22 protein-coding genes and 1 tRNA gene are annotated in these 19,710 nt (G+C 60.5%); 6 read left to right on the forward strand and 17 right to left on the reverse strand.

From position 1 onward, the window contains the following. From BMZ46_RS00005 to BMZ46_RS00045, 9 genes are all read right to left on the reverse strand, one after another. The coding region (locus tag BMZ46_RS00005) for a helix-turn-helix domain-containing protein (RefSeq protein ID WP_139217031.1) at window positions 1-266 on the reverse strand (266 nt) is incomplete at its 3' end. 105 nt (window positions 267-371) lie between these two features. After that, complete coding sequence (ychF, locus tag BMZ46_RS00010; protein ID WP_007951727.1) at window positions 372-1,472, reverse strand: redox-regulated ATPase YchF; 1,101 nt, start codon at window positions 1,470-1,472, stop codon at window positions 372-374. A gap of 22 nt (window positions 1,473-1,494) precedes the next feature. Further along, the gene (pth, locus tag BMZ46_RS00015) at window positions 1,495-2,079 is read right to left on the reverse strand and encodes an aminoacyl-tRNA hydrolase (protein WP_074690974.1); all 585 of its coding nucleotides are present in this window, start codon (window positions 2,077-2,079) and stop codon (window positions 1,495-1,497) included. A 171-nt stretch (window positions 2,080-2,250) separates the two neighbouring features. Beyond that, a complete protein-coding gene (locus BMZ46_RS00020; RefSeq protein ID WP_011335926.1) occupies window positions 2,251-2,853 on the reverse strand; it encodes a 50S ribosomal protein L25/general stress protein Ctc in 603 nt (200 codons plus the stop codon). A 141-nt stretch (window positions 2,854-2,994) separates the two neighbouring features. Next, window positions 2,995-3,936, reverse strand: a complete 942-nt coding sequence (locus BMZ46_RS00025) for a ribose-phosphate pyrophosphokinase (RefSeq protein ID WP_003171603.1) — start codon at window positions 3,934-3,936, stop codon at window positions 2,995-2,997. A gap of 47 nt (window positions 3,937-3,983) precedes the next feature. Further along, window positions 3,984-4,058 (reverse strand) — tRNA-Gln (locus BMZ46_RS00030). Window positions 4,059-4,095: 37 nt separating this feature from the next. Continuing rightward, a complete protein-coding gene (gene ispE, locus BMZ46_RS00035) occupies window positions 4,096-4,947 on the reverse strand; it encodes a 4-(cytidine 5'-diphospho)-2-C-methyl-D-erythritol kinase (protein ID WP_074690975.1) in 852 nt (283 codons plus the stop codon). A gap of 3 nt (window positions 4,948-4,950) precedes the next feature. After that, a complete protein-coding gene (gene lolB, locus BMZ46_RS00040; RefSeq protein ID WP_074690976.1) occupies window positions 4,951-5,568 on the reverse strand; it encodes a lipoprotein insertase outer membrane protein LolB in 618 nt (205 codons plus the stop codon). 3 nt (window positions 5,569-5,571) lie between these two features. Then, on the reverse strand, window positions 5,572-7,296 hold the full coding sequence (locus tag BMZ46_RS00045; protein ID WP_039766343.1) for a tetratricopeptide repeat protein: 1,725 nt from the start codon (window positions 7,294-7,296) through the stop codon (window positions 5,572-5,574). Between the two features lie 182 nt (window positions 7,297-7,478). Here BMZ46_RS00045 and hemA point away from each other — a divergent pair, with 182 nt between their 5' ends. The 6 genes from hemA to BMZ46_RS00075 all read left to right on the forward strand — a co-directional run bounded on the left by hemA (window position 7,479) and on the right by BMZ46_RS00075 (window position 12,839). Then, the gene (gene hemA / locus BMZ46_RS00050) at window positions 7,479-8,765 is read left to right on the forward strand and encodes a glutamyl-tRNA reductase (protein ID WP_039766341.1); all 1,287 of its coding nucleotides are present in this window, start codon (window positions 7,479-7,481) and stop codon (window positions 8,763-8,765) included. Beyond that, window positions 8,762-9,844: a peptide chain release factor 1 gene (prfA, locus tag BMZ46_RS00055; RefSeq protein ID WP_007951714.1), complete on the forward strand. Its 1,083-nt coding sequence runs from the start codon at window positions 8,762-8,764 to the stop codon at window positions 9,842-9,844. The genes hemA and prfA overlap by 4 nt, the downstream gene beginning before the upstream one ends. Beyond that, window positions 9,845-10,675, forward strand: coding sequence for a peptide chain release factor N(5)-glutamine methyltransferase (gene prmC / locus BMZ46_RS00060; RefSeq protein ID WP_074690977.1), 831 nt, complete (start codon window positions 9,845-9,847; stop codon window positions 10,673-10,675). It abuts the gene before it with no gap. Continuing rightward, entirely contained in the window at window positions 10,669-11,424 is a 756-nt protein-coding gene (locus BMZ46_RS00065) for a molybdopterin-synthase adenylyltransferase MoeB (RefSeq protein ID WP_039766333.1), read from the forward strand. Before prmC ends, BMZ46_RS00065 begins: the two co-directional genes overlap by 7 nt. After that, entirely contained in the window at window positions 11,417-12,208 is a 792-nt protein-coding gene (murI, locus tag BMZ46_RS00070; RefSeq protein ID WP_074690978.1) for a glutamate racemase, read from the forward strand. The genes BMZ46_RS00065 and murI overlap by 8 nt, the downstream gene beginning before the upstream one ends. 112 nt (window positions 12,209-12,320) lie before the next feature. Continuing rightward, complete coding sequence (locus BMZ46_RS00075; protein ID WP_039766327.1) at window positions 12,321-12,839, forward strand: acyloxyacyl hydrolase; 519 nt, start codon at window positions 12,321-12,323, stop codon at window positions 12,837-12,839. Between the two features lie 57 nt (window positions 12,840-12,896). Here the strand turns inward: BMZ46_RS00075 and BMZ46_RS00080 are convergent, their stop codons facing one another. From BMZ46_RS00080 to phrB, 8 genes are read right to left on the reverse strand one after another with little or no spacing between them, the layout of a single operon-like run. Beyond that, window positions 12,897-13,202, reverse strand: coding sequence for a YkgJ family cysteine cluster protein (locus tag BMZ46_RS00080; RefSeq protein ID WP_007951707.1), 306 nt, complete (start codon window positions 13,200-13,202; stop codon window positions 12,897-12,899). A 52-nt stretch (window positions 13,203-13,254) separates the two neighbouring features. Beyond that, window positions 13,255-13,746 carry a DUF2878 domain-containing protein gene (locus tag BMZ46_RS00085; RefSeq protein WP_039766325.1) on the reverse strand — a complete coding sequence of 164 codons (492 nt, stop codon included), beginning with the start codon at window positions 13,744-13,746 and terminating at the stop codon, window positions 13,255-13,257. Further along, the gene (locus BMZ46_RS00090; protein ID WP_074690979.1) at window positions 13,739-15,010 is read right to left on the reverse strand and encodes an SAM-dependent methyltransferase; all 1,272 of its coding nucleotides are present in this window, start codon (window positions 15,008-15,010) and stop codon (window positions 13,739-13,741) included. Before BMZ46_RS00090 ends, BMZ46_RS00085 begins: the two co-directional genes overlap by 8 nt. Beyond that, a complete protein-coding gene (locus BMZ46_RS00095; RefSeq protein WP_074690980.1) occupies window positions 14,997-15,812 on the reverse strand; it encodes a DUF1365 domain-containing protein in 816 nt (271 codons plus the stop codon). Before BMZ46_RS00095 ends, BMZ46_RS00090 begins: the two co-directional genes overlap by 14 nt. Further along, on the reverse strand, window positions 15,809-17,056 hold the full coding sequence (locus tag BMZ46_RS00100) for an NAD(P)/FAD-dependent oxidoreductase (RefSeq protein WP_074690981.1): 1,248 nt from the start codon (window positions 17,054-17,056) through the stop codon (window positions 15,809-15,811). The genes BMZ46_RS00095 and BMZ46_RS00100 overlap by 4 nt, the downstream gene beginning before the upstream one ends. Then, window positions 17,053-17,835, reverse strand: a complete 783-nt coding sequence (locus BMZ46_RS00105) for an SDR family NAD(P)-dependent oxidoreductase (RefSeq protein WP_039766318.1) — start codon at window positions 17,833-17,835, stop codon at window positions 17,053-17,055. Before BMZ46_RS00105 ends, BMZ46_RS00100 begins: the two co-directional genes overlap by 4 nt. Continuing rightward, the gene (locus BMZ46_RS00110) at window positions 17,832-18,254 is read right to left on the reverse strand and encodes a nuclear transport factor 2 family protein (protein WP_039766317.1); all 423 of its coding nucleotides are present in this window, start codon (window positions 18,252-18,254) and stop codon (window positions 17,832-17,834) included. Before BMZ46_RS00110 ends, BMZ46_RS00105 begins: the two co-directional genes overlap by 4 nt. Next, window positions 18,247-19,692, reverse strand: a complete 1,446-nt coding sequence (phrB, locus tag BMZ46_RS00115; RefSeq protein WP_170844874.1) for a deoxyribodipyrimidine photo-lyase — start codon at window positions 19,690-19,692, stop codon at window positions 18,247-18,249. The genes BMZ46_RS00110 and phrB overlap by 8 nt, the downstream gene beginning before the upstream one ends. Window positions 19,693-19,710: the final 18 nt, after the last annotated feature.

The raw sequence follows: 19,710 nt of genomic DNA on the forward strand, positions 1-19,710 counted from the left end.
TCAAGCTCTTTGATTCTCTGCTCGGGAGTTAAGGGCAAAGTGGGCTCGTCCATCGGTCGGTTCCTTTGGGAACGAATGGAGGCGCCTTGGCTCCAGTCTTGCCGACCATGCTTGCGTAACCAAACCAACACCGTCGACCGACCCTGAATTCCGTAGCGCCGTTGAGCCTCTTTATAACTCAACTCGCCTTTTTCGACTTGGTCGACAACCGACAATTTAAAAGTCAGCGTGTAATCGCGTTGACTGCGTTTTGCGCCCGAATCCATTGCACCCTCCTGATAAGAAGCCAGAAGGTGTAAACCTTATTCAGGACGAGACATCAGGCACAAAAAAGCCGCGTATCAAACGCGGCTTTTTCTTGGGTGCTGCTTTTACACGTTGAAGCGGAAGTGCATCACGTCGCCGTCCTTGACGATGTAATCCTTGCCTTCCAGACGCCATTTACCGGCTTCCTTGGTACCGGCTTCGCCCTTGTACTGGATGAAGTCGTTGTAGGCGATCACTTCGGCGCGGATGAAGCCTTTCTCAAAGTCAGTGTGGATCACACCAGCGGCTTGCGGTGCGGTGGCACCGACGCGGACGGTCCAGGCGCGGACTTCTTCGACACCGGCGGTGAAGTAGGTCTGCAGGTGCAGCATTTCGTAGCCGGCGCGGATCACGCGGTTCAGGCCAGGCTCTTCCAGGCCCAGGGCCTCGAGAAACATGTCTTTCTCTTCGCCGTCGTCCAGCTCGGCGATTTCCGCTTCGATCTTGTTGCAGACCGGAACAACCATCGCGCCTTCTTCTTCGGCGATGGCCTTGACCACGTCCAGGTGCGGGTTGTTCTCGAAACCGTCTTCAGCGACGTTGGCGATGTACATGACCGGCTTGGTGGTCAGCAGGTGGAAGCCCTTGATGATCGCTTTTTCGTCGGCGCTCATGTTCTTCATCAGGCTGCGCGCAGGCTTGCCTTCGCTGAAGTGCGGGATCAGTTGTTCCAGCAGAGCCTTCTGGGCCACTGCATCCTTGTCACCGCCCTTGGCGTTGCGCGCGACTTTCTGCAGTTGCTTCTCGCAGCTGTCGAGGTCGGCGAAGATCAGTTCCAGGTCGATGATTTCGATGTCGCGCTTCGGGTCGACGCTGTTGGAAACGTGGATCACGTTCTCGTCTTCGAAGCAGCGCACGACGTGAGCGATCGCGTCGGTTTCGCGGATGTTGGCCAGGAACTTGTTGCCCAGGCCTTCACCTTTCGACGCGCCGGCAACCAGGCCCGCGATGTCGACGAATTCCATGGTGGTCGGCAGGATGCGCTTCGGATTGACGATGGCCGCCAGAGCGTCCAGACGTGGATCCGGCATCGGCACGATGCCGCTGTTCGGCTCGATGGTGCAGAAGGGGAAGTTCTCGGCCGCGATCCCGGATTTGGTCAGGGCGTTGAACAGGGTGGACTTGCCGACGTTAGGCAGGCCGACGATGCCGCAATTGAATCCCATGGTGTTTCCCCTCGGATTAGAGTCAGGCCTTCTGGCTGTGCAGGTTTTTCATCGCGCGGTTCCATTCACCGGCGAGGATATCCGGCAGCACGCCGAGGGCAAAGTCGATGCTGGCATCGAGTTTTTCCTGTTCGGCGCGTGGCGCACGACCCAGGACGAAATTTGAAACCATACTGGCGACGCCCGGGTGGCCGATGCCAAGCCGCAGGCGGTGGAACGTATTCTGATTACCCAATTGCGCAATGATGTCGCGCAACCCGTTGTGACCGCCATGGCCGCCGCCGACTTTGAGTTTGGCGACGCCCGGAGGCAGATCGAGTTCGTCATGTGCCACCAGGATTTCTTCGGGCTTGATGCGGAAGAAACCGGCGAGTGCCGCCACGGCCTGGCCGCTGCGGTTCATGTAGGTGGTGGGAATCAGCAGACGAACATCCTGACCCTGATGCGAAAAACGCCCGGTCAGGCCGAAATACTTGCGATCGGCCACGAGATTCACGTTCTGTGCGTAGGCGATGCGCTCAACAAAAAGGGCCCCTGCGTTATGCCGGGTCTGTTCGTATTCAGCGCCTGGATTTCCCAGGCCAACGATCAGTTTGATGGCAGTCACGATAGGGGCCCTTCCTTTGAGTGGTGGATAACATCGCCGCGATCAGGGAAGGCGGCGAAAGTGGACGAAAAATGCTCATTTACCATGGATGTAAACTCCGCGTTCCCGCCCGCTTTCTCGCTACGTTCCAGTCCGCGATGTTACCTGCTCACTCAGGCATGACAGAGTGAATTACTCTGCTGCGCCTTCTTCGGTAGCTTCTGGAGCAACACGTGGAGCGTGGACGTTGGCAACAGCCTTGTCATCGCCGTGTGCCAGAGCAACGAACTCAACGCCTTTAGGAGCCTTGATGTCCGACAGGTGAACGATGGTGCCGATTTCAGCGTTAGCCAGGTCGACTTCGATGAACTCAGGCAGATCTTTCGGCAGGCAGGAAACTTCGATCTCGGCAACAACGTGCGAGATTTCGCCGCCTTTCTTCACTGGAGCAGCTTCGTTGATGAAGTGCACAGGAACGATAGCGGTCAGTTTCTGGCCAGCTACAACGCGTACGAAGTCAGCGTGCATCACGTGGCCTTTGGCCGGGTGACGTTGCAGGGCCTTGATGATCACGTTCTGCTTGGTGCCACCAACGTTCAGTTCGATAACGTGGCTGTAGGCAGCTTCGTTTTCGAGCAGTTTGGCAACTTCTTTGGCCAGCATGCTGATGGATTCAGGGGCTTTGTCGCCACCGTAAACAACAGCTGGAACCAGGGCAGCGAGACGACGCAGGCGGCGGCTCGCACCTTTCCCCAGGTCGGAACGCAGTTCAGCATTCAAAGTAAAATCGTTCATTTTGTATCTCCAAAATAGCCATGACCGAGTGGCGTTTGCGACCAGCGCCGAACACGGTATGGGCAAAAAAGCCCCGCCCCGGCAGGAATGCCGGGGCGGGGCGCTTTTCGTCAACGAGACATTTCGAGAAGGGCAGGGCCCTTAACGGAACATCGCGCTGATCGATTCTTCATTGCTGATGCGGCGAACCGCTTCGGCAACAACCGGTGCGATATCCAGTTGACGGATACGTGCACAGGCTTGTGCTGCAGCGGACAGCGGGATGGTGTTAGTGACCACCAGCTCGTCCAGCACGGAATTTTCGATATTCTCGATGGCCCGACCCGACAGCACAGGGTGTGTGCAGTAGGCAAAGACCTTGGCTGCGCCATGCTCTTTCAGGGCCTTGGCCGCATGGCACAGAGTGCCGGCGGTATCGACCATGTCATCGACCAGGATGCAGGTACGCCCTTCGACATCACCGATGATATGCATCACTTCAGAGTGATTGGCTTTCTCACGGCGTTTGTCGATGATCCCGAGATCCACGCCCAGGGATTTGGCAACGGCACGTGCACGCACGACGCCACCAATGTCCGGGGACACGATCATCAGGTTCTCGAAGCGCTGATCTTCGATGTCATCCACCAGAACCGGGGAGCCGTAGATGTTATCTACCGGAATATCGAAGAAGCCCTGAATCTGGTCAGCATGCAGATCAACCGTGAGAACACGGTCGATGCCGACTACGGTAAGCATGTCAGCAACGACTTTCGCGCTGATAGCCACACGTGCGGAACGCGGACGGCGATCCTGACGGGCATAACCAAAATAAGGAATAACAGCAGTGATACGAGTAGCCGAGGAGCGGCGGAAGGCATCAGCCATCACTACCAGTTCCATCAGGTTATCGTTGGTCGGAGCGCAAGTCGGCTGAATAATGAAGACGTCTTTACCGCGAACGTTTTCATTGATCTCGGCTGTAATTTCGCCGTCGGAGAATTTACCGACAGAGATGTCACCGAGAGGGATATGCAGCTGACGTACGACACGCCGAGCCAGATCGGGGTTAGCGTTCCCCGTAAAGACCATCATCTTGGACACGCGCAGTACCTGAAGGCTGAGGGTATACCTGGATGAGTATAGGAAAATGGCAGGGGCGGCTGGATTCGAACCAACGCATGGCAGGATCAAAACCTGCTGCCTTACCGCTTGGCGACGCCCCTGTATCTGTTGCTTGCAAGTGCCGGGCACTTGATTCCTTTAGAGCAGACTTTGCAGCTTGCGATGCAACATCGAAACGTTGCTTCCTTTTGCTACAAACCCTGTAAGGGTCTCTGTCAGAAGGGCCGAGACTTTATCAGCTTCAGCTTTGCTTGGGAAGCCCCCAAACACACAACTTCCAGTTCCGGTGAGTTTTGCTTCGGTAAAATTACCTAACAAATTCAATGCGTTACGTACTTCTGGATAACGCCTCGAGACCACCGGCAAGCAGTCATTTCGACTGTTTCCCTCGGGAACGGGGCGCACTTTAATGGGCGGCGTGTTACGTGTCAACAAAGGATCTGAAAAAATTTCTGCCGTACTAACAGAGACTTGCGGAACGAGCACGACGTACCACGGTTCGTCGGGCTCGACCGGGGTCAGTTTCTCGCCGACACCTTCGGCGAAAGCTGCGTGGCCACGCACGAACACCGGCACGTCCGCGCCCAGTGTCAGGCCCAGTGCAGCCAGTCGATCTTCATCCCAACCCAGTTGCCACAAATGATTGAGGCCGAGCAGGGTGGTGGCCGCATTCGAGCTGCCGCCACCAATGCCGCCGCCCATGGGCAGGATCTTGTCGATCCAGATATCCATGCCGAGCGAGCATCCGGATTGTTCCTGCAGTTTCTTCGCCGCGCGCACGATCAGGTTGCTGTCGTGGGGCACGCCATCGAATTCGGTGTGCAGGCGGATCACGCCGTCGTCACGCACGGCGAAGGTAATTTCGTCGCCGTAGTCGAGGAACTGAAAAAGCGTCTGCAACTCGTGATAACCGTCTTCACGGCGACCGAGAATGTGCAGCATCAGATTGAGTTTGGCCGGCGAAGGCAAAGTGAGGCGTGGAGCGGTCATGCGTTATTGCCCCAATTTGCGCGGTTGCCAGGTCTTGATGACCAGCGTCACGTCCAGATCGGTGCCGTGCAGCTTGATTCGCTCGGGCAGCCAGTAACCGTTCTGTTCGGCATAGCTGAGGTATTCGACCTGCCAGCCATCCTGATCCAGATTGGCCAGACGGCTGTTGCCATCCAGGGTCAGACGGCTTTTGCTGTCCGGTGCCGGGAGGCCGCGAACCCACCACGCCAGATGCGAGACCGGCAGTTTCCAGCCCAGTTGCTCTTCGACCAGTGCTTCCGGAGTCGGCGCTTCATAACGGCCCTGATTCGCCACTTCCAGCGACACCGCGCCCGGACGGCCGGTCAGTCGCGCCGCGCCACGACCCAGCGGGCCGGACAGGCGGATGTCGTAGTAATCCTGACGTTGCAGCCAGAACAACGTGCCGCTGCCCGAATCTTTCGGGGCGCGGATGCCGATCTTGCCGTCGATCTGCCAGGCGTCGAGGCCGGTCAGTTGTTGTTTGTGCTCGCGCCATTGGCCTGGATTGCCGTGGCCTTCGACCGATTCACGGGCGCCGAAGCCCGCGCAACCGGCGAGCAGGGCGATGAAGCTGAAAACTATGACGTGGCGCAAAAACATGAGTTAAAGAGTCTCGGATCCGGTCAGGCGCTTGATGGTGCTGCGCAGGATGGTGCTGTCAGGCTGGTCTTTGAGGAACTTGCCCCAGATTTGTTTTGCTTCGCGCTGTTTGCCCTTGGCCCACAGCACTTCGCCCAGATGCGCGGCGACTTCATGATCGGGGAAACGCTCGAGGGCCTGACGCAGGTATTTCTCGGCGTCTTCCAGATTGCCCATGCGAAAGTTCACCCAGCCGAGGCTGTCGAGCACTGCCGGATCTTCCGGGTTGATCTGGTGCGCCTGCTCGATCAGCGCCTTGGCTTCGGCGTAGCGGGTAGTGCGGTCGGACAGCGTGTAGCCGAGGGCGTTGAGGGCCATGGCGTTGTCCGGATCGCGCTTGATGATCAGACGCAGGTCTTTTTCCATCTGCGCCAGGTCATTGCGTTTTTCCGCCTGCATCGCGCGGGTGTAAAGCAGATTCAGATCGTCCGGGTACTGCTGCAAGGCTTGTTGCAGGACTTTCCAGGCCTTGTCGCCCTGATTATTGGCGGACAGGGTTTCGGCTTCGATCAGGTACAGCTGGATCGCGTAATCTGGCTGCTCGTCACGCTCGGCGGCCAGTTTGCTCTGGGCTTCGGCGGTCTTGCCGTTGTTCATCAGAATATCGGCCTGACGCAGTTGCGCCGGCAGATAGTCGTTGCCCGGGCCGACCTGGGCATACTCAATGAGCGCGCCTTGCGGGTCGTTGCGCTCTTCGGCGATGCGGCCCAGGTTCAGGTGCGCCGAGTCGACATGGCTTTCCCGGGCGATCAGGTCTTCCAGATAGCCCTTGGCCTCGTCCCAGGCCTTGGCTTCCAGGCAGACCAGCGCCAGGGAATAACGCAGTTCGTCGTCTTCCGGGTATTGCTGAACCAGGGTGGAGAACTCGACCTTGGCGTCGTCCATCCGGTCCTGTTCCACCAGCATCCGCGCGTAGGTCAGGCGCAGGCGCTTGTCGTCCGGATACTTCTTGATGCTCTTTTGCAGCAGCGGCAGCGCTTCGTCGCCGCGATTCAGCCCTTGCAGCAGGCGCGCGCGCAGCAGGATCGGGGCGATCTCGCCGTCTTCCGGCGGATGGTCTTCGAGCAGGGCAAGCGCACCTTTGGTGTCGCCATCCTGCTGCATCAGCAGGGCCTTGCCGAAAATCAGCTGATTGTTGTTCGGGTGACGCTGCAACAGGCGGTCGAAGCTTTTCATCAGGCCGTTGCGGGTTTCCTGATCGGTGTCGGCAGCCGACAGCGCGAGGAAGTCGAAATGGGTGTCGCCCTTGCCCTGCAGGACTTTCTCCATATAGACCATCGAGTCGTCATAGCGCCCGGCGCGGGCCAGTTGCACGGCGGCGGCGCGTTGCGCTTCGAGGTCGTCCGGGGCGTTTTTCGCCCAGATCAGCGCGGTATCGAGGGCCGGTTGGTCGGCGCCCAGGTACTCGGCGATGCGGAACGCACGCTCGGAAACGCCCGGATCCTGGGTGTTGATGGCCTGGGTCACGTAGTTGTCCAGGGCAATATCGAAACGATTGCGCTGGCCAGCGAGCTCGGCGCTCAGCAGGCTGAACACCGTCTCCTGGCTGAACGAGCTGTAAACCTTGGGCTTTTCAGGGGCCGGCGTGGTGTCTTCGACCGGTGAGGCACCGTCCTGCGGAACGGGGGCCAAGGCCTGGCAGCCGCTGAGGAAGACAAAAGCGAGGAGCAACGCGGAAGATCTATTCATATAGGAAGAGGACGACTAACCTGCGGTCGGATCATCATGACACAAGCCTTCGGCCAAACATAACCGAGTCTCGATTGTGGCCATTATAGGGGCCGGCAATTGGGACAATAGTCAGCGGTAGTTGTTCTGAATCTGACGAAGTAGGACAATTGCCGGCTTCACGTCACCATCAGCGACCTTGAATGGCCTTCCTTGCACTCGGTATCAACCACAAGACTGCTTCAGTAGACGTCCGCGAGCGCGTGGCCTTTACCCCTGAGCAGCTGGTGGAGGCCTTGCAGCAGCTCTGCCGACTCACCGACAGCCGCGAAGCTGCGATCCTCTCCACCTGCAATCGCAGTGAACTGTATATAGAGCAGGATCACGTGTCGGCGGACATCGTGTTGCGCTGGCTGGCCGAATACCATCAATTGAGCCTCGAAGAGCTGCGGGCGAGTGCTTATGTGCATGAAGACGATGCGGCCGTTCGTCACATGATGCGCGTCGCCTCCGGGCTCGACTCGCTGGTGCTGGGCGAACCGCAGATTCTCGGCCAGATGAAATCGGCCTACGCCGTGGCCCGCGAGGCCGGCACCATCGGGCCGCTGCTCGGGCGATTGTTCCAGGCGACTTTCAATGCCGCCAAGCAAGTCCGTACCGACACCGCCATCGGTGAAAACCCGGTATCCGTGGCGTTTGCCGCCGTCAGCCTGGCCAAGCAGATTTTCAGCGACCTGCAGCGCAGCCAGGCCCTGCTGATCGGTGCCGGCGAGACCATCACTCTGGTCGCCCGCCATCTGCATGAACTGGGGGTCAAGCGCATCGTGGTCGCCAACCGGACGCTGGAGCGCGCCAGCCTGCTCGCCGAGCAGTTCGGTGCCCACGCGGTGTTGCTCTCGGACATTCCGGCCGAACTGGTACGCAGCGACATCGTTATCAGTTCTACCGCCAGTCAGTTGCCGATCCTCGGCAAGGGCGCGGTGGAAAGCGCGCTGAAGCTGCGCAAGCACAAACCGATCTTCATGGTCGACATCGCCGTTCCCCGTGACATCGAGCCGGAAGTCGGCGAACTCGACGACGTTTACCTCTATAGCGTCGACGATCTGCACGAAGTGGTCGCCGAAAACCTCAAGAGCCGTCAGGGGGCAGCGCAGGCGGCCGAAGAGATGGTTTCGGTCGGCGCCGACGATTTCATGGTGCGCCTGCGCGAGCTGGCGGCGGTCGATGTGCTCAAGGCCTATCGTCAACAGAGCGAACGCCTGCGCGACGAAGAACTGCAAAAGGCCCTGCGCCTGCTGGCCAACGGCGGCAACGCCGAAGATGTGCTCGGGCAACTGGCCCGCGGCCTGACCAACAAACTCCTGCACGCCCCGAGCGTGCAGTTGAAAAAGCTTTCTGCCGAAGGCCGCCTCGATGCGCTGGCCATGGCTCAGGAACTCTTTGCCCTTGAGGGCTCACCGGATAGCTTTTCGGATAAAAAACCGCAATGAAAGCGTCACTGCTCAATAAGCTGGACATTCTCCAGGACCGTTTCGAGGAGCTGACCGCGCTGCTCGGCGACGGCGAAGTCATTTCCGACCAGACCAAATTCCGCGCCTATTCCAAGGAATACGCCGAACTTGAGCCGGTGGTACAAGGCTATAAAAAGCTGCTCGGCGTACAAAGCGATCTTGAAGGCGCACAGGCGCTGCTCAAGGACAGCGACCCGGACATGCGTGAAATGGCCGTGGAAGAAGTCCGCGAAGCCAAGGAGTTGCTGATCACGCTGGAATCCGACCTGCAACGCATGCTGCTGCCCAAGGATCCCAACGACGGGCGCAACGTGTTCCTCGAAATCCGCGCCGGCACCGGTGGCGACGAGGCGGCGATCTTCTCCGGCGACCTGTTCCGCATGTACTCGCGTTACGCCGAACGGCGTGGCTGGCGGGTGGAGATCCTTTCGGAAAACGAAGGCGAACACGGTGGCTATAAAGAAGTCATCGCCCGCATCGAAGGCGACAACGTTTACGGCAAGCTGAAATTCGAATCCGGCGCGCACCGCGTACAACGTGTACCCGCCACCGAATCCCAGGGCCGTATCCACACCTCGGCCTGCACCGTGGCGGTATTGCCCGAGCCGGACGAGCGTGAAGCCATCGAGATCAACCCGGCGGATTTGCGCGTCGACACTTACCGCTCCTCCGGGGCCGGTGGTCAGCACGTCAACACCACCGATTCGGCGATCCGCATCACCCACATCCCGACCGGCACCGTTGTCGAGTGCCAGGAAGAACGTTCCCAGCACAAGAACCGCGCCCGGGCGATGGCCTGGCTGGCGGCCAAGCTCAACGACCAGCAGACTGCTGCGGCGGCCAACGCCATCGCCAGCGAACGTAAATTGCTGGTGGGTTCCGGTGACCGCTCCGAGCGCATCCGCACCTACAATTTTGCCCAGGGCCGGGTCACCGACCATCGCGTCAACCTGACCCTGTATTCCCTCGACGAAATCCTCGCCGGTGGCGTCGAAGCGGTGATCGAGCCGTTGCTGGCCGAATACCAGGCCGACCAGCTCGCAGCGATAGGTGAGTAAATGACCATCATCGCCAGCCTGTTGCGCGCCGCCGAACTGCCGGATTCGCCTACAGCGCGTCTGGACGCCGAATTGCTTCTGGCCGCCGCGCTGGGCAAGTCGCGCAGTTTTCTCCACACCTGGCCCGAGCGCATCGTGCCCAGCGAAGCCGCACTGGTCTTCGCCGAGTACCTGCAACGCCGCCGCAGCGGCGAGCCGGTGGCCTACATTCTGGGCCAGCAAGGTTTCTGGAAGCTCGATCTGGAAGTCGCACCGCACACGCTGATCCCGCGCCCGGACACCGAACTGCTGGTGGAAGCTGCGCTGGAGCTGCTGCCGGCGACCCCGGCCAAAGTGCTTGACCTCGGCACCGGCAGCGGCGCGATTGCCCTGGCCCTGGCCAGCGAACGCCCGGCGTGGAAAGTCACCGCCGTGGATCGTGTGCTGGAAGCCGTGGCCCTGGCCGAACGCAATCGCCAGCGCCTGCACCTGAACAATGCGACGGTGCTGAGCAGTCACTGGTTCAGCGCCCTTGAAGGCAAGCGTTTCGAGTTGATCATCAGCAACCCGCCGTACATCCGCGCGGCCGATCCGCATCTGGTGGAAGGCGATGTGCGCTTCGAGCCGGAAAGCGCCTTGGTGGCCGGCATCGACGGGCTCGACGATCTGCGGCTGATCATCGCCCAGGCGCCGGCGCATCTCGAGGCCGGTGGCTGGCTGATGCTCGAACACGGCTATGATCAAGCCGACGCCGTGCGCGATCTGCTGCTGACGCAAGGTTTCGAAGAAGTCCACAGCCGCACCGATCTGGGCGGCCATCAACGGATCAGCCTGGGGCGCCTGCCGTGCTGAATGATCAGGAATTGTTGCGCTACAGTCGGCAGATCCTGCTGCAACACATCGACATCGATGGCCAGTTGAAGCTCAAGGACAGCCGGGTATTGATCGTCGGCCTCGGCGGTCTCGGCGCGCCGGTGGCGTTGTACCTGGCGGCGGCGGGTGTCGGTGAGTTGCATCTGGCGGATTTCGACACGGTCGACCTGACCAACCTGCAACGCCAGATCATCCACGACACCGACAGCGTCGGCATGACCAAGGTCGACTCGGCGCTCAAGCGCCTGAGCGCGATCAATCCCGAAATCAAACTGGTGCCTCATCGTCAGGCGCTGGACGAGGATTCCCTCGCCGCAGCCGTGGCGGCAGTGGATCTGGTGCTCGACTGCTCGGACAATTTCTCCACCCGCGAAGCGGTCAACGCCGCGTGCGTGACGGCGCGCAAGCCCTTGGTCAGCGGCGCGGCGATCCGCCTCGAGGGGCAACTCTCGGTGTTCGACCCGCGTCGCGCCGAAAGCCCGTGCTACCACTGCCTGTACGGTCACGGCAGCGAAGCCGAACTCACTTGCAGCGAAGCCGGCGTGGTCGGGCCGCTGGTCGGTCTGGTCGGCAGCCTGCAAGCGCTGGAAGCCTTGAAGTTGCTGGCGGGTTTTGGCGAACCACTGGTGGGCCGTCTGCTTTTGATCGATGCGCTGGGGTCGCGCTTCCGTGAGCTACGGGTCAAGCGCGACCCCGGCTGCAGCGTCTGTGGTTCGCAGCATGCGTGAAGCGCCGATCGCCGTATTCGACTCCGGCGTAGGTGGCGTGTCGGTACTGGCGGAAATCCAGCATCTGCTACCGAATGAATCGCTGCTGTACCTCGGCGACTGCGGCCACATCCCTTATGGCGAGAAAACCCCGGAATTCATCCGCCAGCGTTGTAGCGTGATGGCCGGTTTTTTCCGCGAGCAGGGCGCCAAGGCGCTGGTGATCGCGTGCAACACCGCCACCGTGGCCGGCGTCGCCGATCTGCGCCGGGATTTTCCTGACTGGCCGATTGTCGGCATGGAGCCAGCGGTCAAACCGGCCGCTGCCGCCACCCGCAGCGGCGTGGTCGGCGTACTTGCCACCACCGGCACCTTGCAGAGCGCCAAGTTCGCCGCGTTGCTCGACCGCTTCGCCACGGATGTGCGGGTTATCACTCAGCCGTGTCCCGGACTGGTCGAGCGCATTGAAAGCGGCGACCTGCACAGCCCCGAGTTGCGTGCATTGCTCAAGCACTACGTTGACCCGCTACTGGCCAACGGTTGCGACACGATCATTCTGGGCTGCACCCATTACCCGTTTCTCAAGCCGATGCTCAAGTCGATGATCCCCGAGAGCATCAGCCTGATCGATACCGGCGCGGCGGTAGCGCGGCAACTGCAGCGGCTGCTGGCCGAGCGTGATCTGCTCGCCGTAGGTCCGAACCGACCGGTCAGATTCTGGACCAGTGCCGATCCCGCGTCTTTACGCAACACCTTGGTCCTGCTGGGGCAGGCCGCAGGCGAAGTCGAAAAATTCACCTTGTAAAAAAAATGTGAAATAACTAAAAATTCAGCTGAACTTCTGACCAAGCGCAGATTTCTATAGCGCAGAGTGACCTAGAAAACCAAACGATCGTTCCGGAAAAGGAAGTTTCAAAGTGAAGCGACTATTCTGCTTGGCCGCGATTGCGGCTGCACTGATGGGGCAAAGTTTTACCGCACAGGCTGCTGGCGTCGAGTTTGCAGTGGGTGCTACCAGCGATTCGACCATGACTTATCGCCTGGGCATGAATTTCGACTGGGACAAGAGCTGGCTGCAAAGTGACGTCGGTCGTCTGACCGGTTACTGGAGCGGGGCCTACACTTATTGGGAAGGCGACAAGACGTCGAGCAACAACAGCCTGTCGTTCTCGCCGGTATTTGTTTACGAGTTTGCCGGTCAGTCGGTCAAACCGTATGTCGAGGCAGGGATCGGCGTGGCGCTGTTCTCCAACACCGAATACGAAGACAACAAGCTCGGCGGCTCCTTTCAGTTCGAAGACCGTATCGGTTTCGGCCTGCGCTTCAATGGCGGGCATGAGGTGGGGATCCGTGCGACGCACTATTCCAACGCCGGTCTGAGCAGCGACAACGATGGGGTGGAAAGCTACGCATTGCATTACACGATGCCGCTGTAAGCACCCGGAAAGTCAGTTCAAGAAAAAAGGAGCGCCAGGCGCTCCTTTTTTTTGTGCTCAGCGGTACGCCGTAGCAATCCCCTGGCGTTCGTCGATGCATTCCGGTGCGCCCATTTCAAACTCGCGACAGATCAGCGGGCGCTTCTCGTAAATCGTGCACATCATCGTGTCGCGATCCAGCGCCGCGCACCAGCCGTCGTCCAGACGCAGCATCACCTCACCACCCCAATCGTCGGTATCGATAAAACGCTCGGGTACGCCGGTGTCGGTGATCAGCATCACTTCAAGCTGACAGCAGCAGGCCGCACAGGTCGAGCAGGTGACCTCGGGCTCGGCAATTTGTCGATGGGGAATGGTTTTCATGGCGCCAGTGTACGGCAGTGACCGATGAGCGTGTGAAAGGCCTGACAGGCGTTTAACGCGCCAGCCGCCGGGACAACTGGTGCAGCAGCGGAAACAGCAACGCCCACAGCAGCGCGATGCCGATCAGGGTAGGGAGCTCACCGAACGGAAACTGCACGCCGGCCAGTCGTCCGCCGGCGCCATAGGACAGCGCGCCACCTGCCGCGCCGAGCAGACTGGCCAGCCACCACGGCGTCGCGCTCCATTGCAGACAATGACGCAAAGTCGTGGCAAACAACGCCCAGAGCAACATCAGCCATAGCGGAATCAGCGGCGACAGGTCCTTGAACTCGAATACCCCAAGGCCGCGCAGTACGCTGTCTACAGCCGTGCCGATGATCACCACACCGAGGATCAATCGACCTTCCTGCGCCCAGTTGCTGATCCAGCGCAGATGGATCACCAGCACCGCCAGCGCCAGCAGCAACCAAAGGCTGTCGCCACCGAGCACGCAGGCCAGCCAGCCGATCTGGAACAGCACCGCGTTGGCCAACCGTTCAAGCATCGAACCGGCCCAGCAAAGGCGCGGTCATCGCCGCCGGTTTGGCCAGCACCAGTTGTGCGGTGCCGATGGTGCGCTCGAGAAATCCACCCTCGCAGTAACACAGGTAGAACTCCCACAGCCTGAGGAAGTAATCGTCATAGCCCAGTTCGCTCAGACGGCCGTGAGCATGGCGAAAGTTCTCGTGCCACAGACGCAGGGTGCGGGCATAATGCAGGCCGAAATCTTCCATGTGCAACAGGTTCATGTCGGTTTCGCGGCCGACGATTTCGAGCATTTTCTGCACGCAGGGCAGGGCGCCGCCGGGGAAAATGTAGCGCTGGATGAAGTCCACGCCACGGCGCGCCTGTTCGTAACGCTGTTCGCGGATGGTGATCGCTTGTAGCAGCATCAGGCCGTTGCTCTTGAGCAACTGCGCGCATTGCTTGAAATAGGTCGGCAGGAAGCGGTGGCCGACCGCCTCGATCATTTCGATCGACACCAGTTTGTCGTACTGGCCGGTGAGGTCGCGGTAGTCCTTGAGCAGCAGCGTCACTTGATCCTGCAAACCGAGGCGTTCGATGCGGGCCGCGGTGAAGGCGAACTGCTCCTTCGACAGCGTGGTGGTGGTGACTTTGCAGCCGTAGTGCTGCGCCGCGTAGAGCGCCATGCTGCCCCAGCCGGTGCCGATTTCCAGAAGGTGGTCACCGGGTTTGAGCGCGAGTTTCTGGCAGATCCGCTCCAGTTTGTTCAGTTGCGCCTGCTCCAGGCTGTCGTCGGGGCTGAGAAACTGCGCGGCGGAATACATCATGGTCGGGTCGAGGAACTGCTCGAACAGGTCATTGCCGAGGTCGTAATGCGCGGCGATGTTTTTCTGCGAGCCCTTGCGCGTATTGCGGTTGAGCCAGTGCAGCCCGCGCACCAGCGGGCGACCGAGCCGGGCCAGGCCACCTTCCATTGCGTCGAGCACTTCAAGGTTGCTGACGAAGACCCGCACCACGGCCGTCAGGTCCGGCGAGCGCCAGTAGCCATGGATGAAGGCTTCGCCCGCACCGATCGAACCATTGCCGGCGACCAGGCCCCAGACGGCCGGATCCAGAACTTGAATCTCGCCCACCAGGGCGCTGCCCGGCGTGCCGAAGACGTGGCGCTCGCCGTCCTCGATGACGATCAGTTGACCCTGCTTGAGCTGCTCCAGCTGGCGCAGTACTCCCCGGCGCAGCAGCGAACCGCTCAGGCCGTGAGGGCTGAACAGGCTGGCTTTGGCCGAGACGCTAGTGGATTTCATGGTGGCGTTCCTCGGTCGGTACAGTGGCGGTTCGAAAACGGTCGTCGGCGCGTTGGTGGTCATACACCGGGGTGCGCTTGAGCAACAGGCGCAGCGCCTGCCAGTAGATCGCCAGCGCGGTTTTGGCAGTCATCCAGGGAAAGCGCCACAGATGCCGGTGCAAGTGGTGTCGATCAAGGGGTTCACGTCGCAGGTCGAGGGTGGCGTCGAACAGTTTTTGCTCGCCTTGCCAGTCGGCCATGTGCACACCCAGGACCTGCGCGGCAGGGCTGAAGCTCATGCGGTATTCCAGGTCCGGCGGCAGGAATGGCGAGACATGAAACGCCTTGGCCACGGCAAAATGCTGGTGGAAGTCCTGCAGATGGGGCGGCGCTCGAGCCGGCAGCACGTAGTGATAACGCTCGCGCCACGGCGTGTTGCGCACTTCGCAGAGAATCGCCGCCAGTTGGCCGTCGGCCTCGTGGCAATAGAAAAAACTCACCGGGTTGAACGACAGACCCCAGCTGCGCGGCTGGGTCAGCAGGCAGATCGAACCTTGCGGTGCATGGCCCACGGCTTCGCCGACCAACTGGCGCACCGCATCGCTCAGGCGCACGCCCCGGCCGGTGAAGGTTTTCAGGTAGTCGGTTTCGCGGAATGAAAACGGCGCAAAGCGGCTGGTGCCTGCCAGGCGGGACAGGCCCAGTACGGTCTCCTGTTCAGCCAGATCGAGATACAGCATGCCGATCCGATAACGAAACTCATGACGGCGCGGGGCAAATCGCCGATGGGCGATCCAGCCACTGTAGAGCGCGCTGTTCACAGGCTTTCTCCGAAGGCTGCGGCCACGCGCAGGGCGCTGACCACGCCGTCCTCATGAAAACCGTTGGCCCAGTAGGCGCCGCAATAATGCGTGTGTTGCGCGCCGTCGATTTCAGCCCAGCGCTGCTGTGCCGCCACGGCCGCGAGGCTGAATTGCGGGTGAGCGTAGGTGAAGCGCGCCAGCACCTTGGACGGCGTGATGCCAGCGCTCTGGTTGAGGCTGACGCAGAACGTGGTGCCGCTCTGCAGGCCTTGCAGAATGTTCATGTCATAAGTCACGGCCGCCCGGGTATGACCCGCTCCGCCGAGGCGATAATTCCAGCTGGCCCAGGCCCGTTTGCGCGTGGGCAGCAAGCGGGTGTCGGTGTGCAGCACCACTTCGTTGTCGGCGTAGGGCAGGGCGCCGAGGATTTCCCGTTCGACCTTGTCGGGGTTGCCCAGCAGTCGCAGGGCCTGGTCGCTGTGGCAGGCCAGCACTACTTTGTCGAAACGTTCGATACCGGCCGGGCTGTGGATAACCACACCGTGCGCATCGCGATCGATCCGGCCCACCGGGCAGTTCAGGCGGATGCGTTCCTTGAACGATGCGGTCAGCGGTGCGATGTAGGCACTTGAGCCACCCTCGATCACCTGCCATTGCGGACGGTTACTGACCGACAACAGCCCATGGTTCTCGAAAAAACGCACGAAGAACTGCAACGGAAAATTGAGCATTTCAGCCATCGGCATCGACCAGATCGCCGCGCCCATCGGCACGATGTAATGCAGGATGAAGCGCTCGCCGTAACCGCCGGCCTTGAGGTAATCGTCGAGGGTGGTGTCGGTGGCGATCCGCTGTTCGGCAAGGTCGCGCCGAGCCTCTTTGTTGAACCGCAGGATGTCGCGCAACATGCCCCAGAATCCGGGGGACAGCAGATTGCTGCGTTGGGCGAACAAGCTGTTCAGGTTGTTGCCGTTGTATTCCAGGCCGGAGTCCGGGTCGTTGACTGAAAAGCTCATTTCGGTGGGTTTGAACGTCACACCCAGTTGGCCAAGCAGACGAATGAAGTTCGGATACGTCCAGTCGTTGAACACGATAAATCCGGTGTCCACCGCGTACTCGCGCCCGTCCACGGTGACCGGCACCGTGTGGGTATGGCCGCCGATCCGGGCGTCGGCTTCGAACACGGTGATTTCGTGTCGGCGTGCGAGCAGGTACGCGCAGGTCAAACCGGCGATGCCGCTGCCGACGATGGCGATTTTCATGTCGCATCCCTTAGCGGCGGGCTGCTGCGCACCATGCGTTTGCCAATCGCCAGTTGTACGCGTGCAGGCATTTTCGACAGGGGCCACAGGACCGCCATGAACAACGCCGGAAAGGCGATTTCCAGTGGCCGGTCTTTCAGCTTGGCGAAGATATGCCGCGCGGCTTTATCCACAGGCCAGCTGAGCGGCATCGGGAAGTCATTCTTGGCGGTCAGCGGCGTGTCGACGAAACCGGGACTGATCACCGTGACTTCAATGCCTTCGTCCGCCAGATCTATGCGCAGGGATTCGAACAGATAACGCAGCCCGGCCTTCGACGCGCCATAGGCTTCTGCCCGTGGCAGCGGTACATAGGTCACCGAGCTGGCCATGCCTACCAGATGCGGTGCCGTGCCTTTGCGCAACAAGGGCAGCGCGGCTTCGATGCAATAGCTGCTGGCGAGCAGGTTGGTACGCACCACGTGCTCGATGATCGAGGCGTCGAACTGGTGAGCGTCGACGTATTCGCAGGTCCCTGCATTGAGGATGACGGTATCCAGCGAGCCCCAGTCCGCGGCTATCTGTTCGCCAATTTCGCGTACGGTCTGGCTGTTGGTCAGATCGCCGGGCACCACCAGAACCTGTCCCGGATACCGTTGTGACAGAACCTTGAGCGGCGCGACCTGGCGGGAACTGACCGCCAGCTGTGCACCGCTTTTGAGAATGTCTTCCGCGAGTGCTGCGCCGATGCCACTGCTGGCACCGGTCAGCCAATAACGCCGTGGAGCTGTACGACTCATCCCAATCTCCTTTTCAGCCAGGCAATCACCCGACCCAATACGGGTAAATGTTCATAAAGCAGCGCTCCGGCATCGAAATAATCCCGGTGGCGGTAAACCTTGTCGCGCCAGAGCAGATGCGAGCAGCCGGCGACGCGGATCAGTTGCCCACCGCTCAGACGCGGGTGGCGGTAGCTCATGACCCAACGCAAATAGCCTTCGCCTTCGCCGATCTGGTCGAAGCCGTGGAAATCGAAGCGCAGTTCGTTGACGTTGGCGTACAACTCGCTGAAGTAACCGCGCAATTGCGTCAGTCCCTGCACTTCATGCAGTGGATCGGTGAAGTGAATGTCCTCGCTGTACAGTTCGTCCAGGGTGCGCAAATTGTCTTTGTTCAACTGTGCGAACCGCTGGGCGAAACTGCGTAGAAATTCACTCATCACTCGCTCCTTGAGATGCGCGCGACGGCAGGTTCTTGAACGCTGCCAGCGCCCGCTCCCGTGATGCACTCAGATTAACGATCGGCGCCGGATAGTCGGCGACGCCGAACAACCCGCCAGCACTGGCCGGGTTGTGCACTTCTTTCTTGTTCAGCCCGGCCAGCTCCGGCAACCAGTGCTTGATGAACAGACCTTCGCTATCGAATTTTTCCGACTGGCTGAGCGGGTTGAAGATGCGGAAATACGGCGCCGAATCGGTGCCGGTCGAGGAACTCCACTGCCAGCCGCCGTTGTTGGCGGCCAGATCGCCGTCGATCAGGTGGCGCATGAAGAAACGCTCGCCTTCGCGCCAGTCGATCAACAGGTTCTTGGTCAGAAACATCGCCACTACCATCCGCAGGCGGTTGTGCATCCAGCCGGTTTCCAGCAGTTGGCGCATGGCTGCATCGATGATCGGCAAGCCGGTGCGCGCCTCTTGCCAGGCGGCCAGATCCTCCGGGGCGTCGCGCCAGGCCAGGGCTTCGGTTTCCGGACGGAATGCGCGATGCCGTGAAACCCGCGGATAACCGACGAGAATATGTTTGTAGAACTCGCGCCACAGCAGTTCGTTGATCCAGGTGACGGCGCCGACCTTGCCGCTTTCGAACTCGCCCTGATTGCTCTGCAGGGCAGCGTGCAGGCATTGGCGCGGCGAGATCACACCGGCGGCCAGGTAGGCCGAAAGCTGGCTGGTGCCGGGTTTGGCCGGGAAGTCTCGTTCGCTCTTGTAGTAGTCGATCTGTGCATCGGCGAACGTGTCGAGGCGACGCCGGGCTTCGGATTCACCGGCGGGCCACAGGGCGCGCAGGGATTCGCCGGGTGTCGGGAAACTTTTGATGGCTGCCGGGACCGGGTCGCTGGTGATATTCAGCGCCGATTGCTTGCCCGGCGGCTGTTTCAGCGACGGCATCGAGCGGTGCAGGCGTTCGTAGCAAACCTTGCGGAACTGGCTGAACACCTGAAAGTAAGTGCCGGTTTTGGTCAGCACGCTGCCGGGCTTGAACAGCAATTGGTCGAGATAGCTGTGGAAGGTGATGCCTGCCGCTTGCAACGCTTCGGCAACTGCCTCGTCGCGACGGCTTTCGTTGATGCCGTATTCCTCGTTGACATGCACTGCCTCGATCTTCAGTTGTCGGCACAGTTCGAGCAGCACGGCGGGTGCCTGATCCCAGTGAGGCGCGGTGCGGATCAGGAGCGGGATGTTCAGGTCGCCAAGGCTTTTGCTCAATTCACGCAGATTGCGCAGCCAGAAATCGATCTTGCACGGAGCATCATCATGTTCCTGCCATTGCTGCGGGCTCAACAGGTACACGGCGACGGTCGGGCCACGCTCGGCGGCGGCCGCGAGGGCGGTGTTGTCATGTTGGCGCAAGTCGCTGCGCAGCCAGATCAATTGCATGTCGGTCTCTGTCGAAAT

The sequence above is a fragment of the Pseudomonas sp. NFIX49 genome, assembly GCF_900115915.1.
Classification (GTDB): domain Bacteria; phylum Pseudomonadota; class Gammaproteobacteria; order Pseudomonadales; family Pseudomonadaceae; genus Aquipseudomonas; species Aquipseudomonas pharyngis.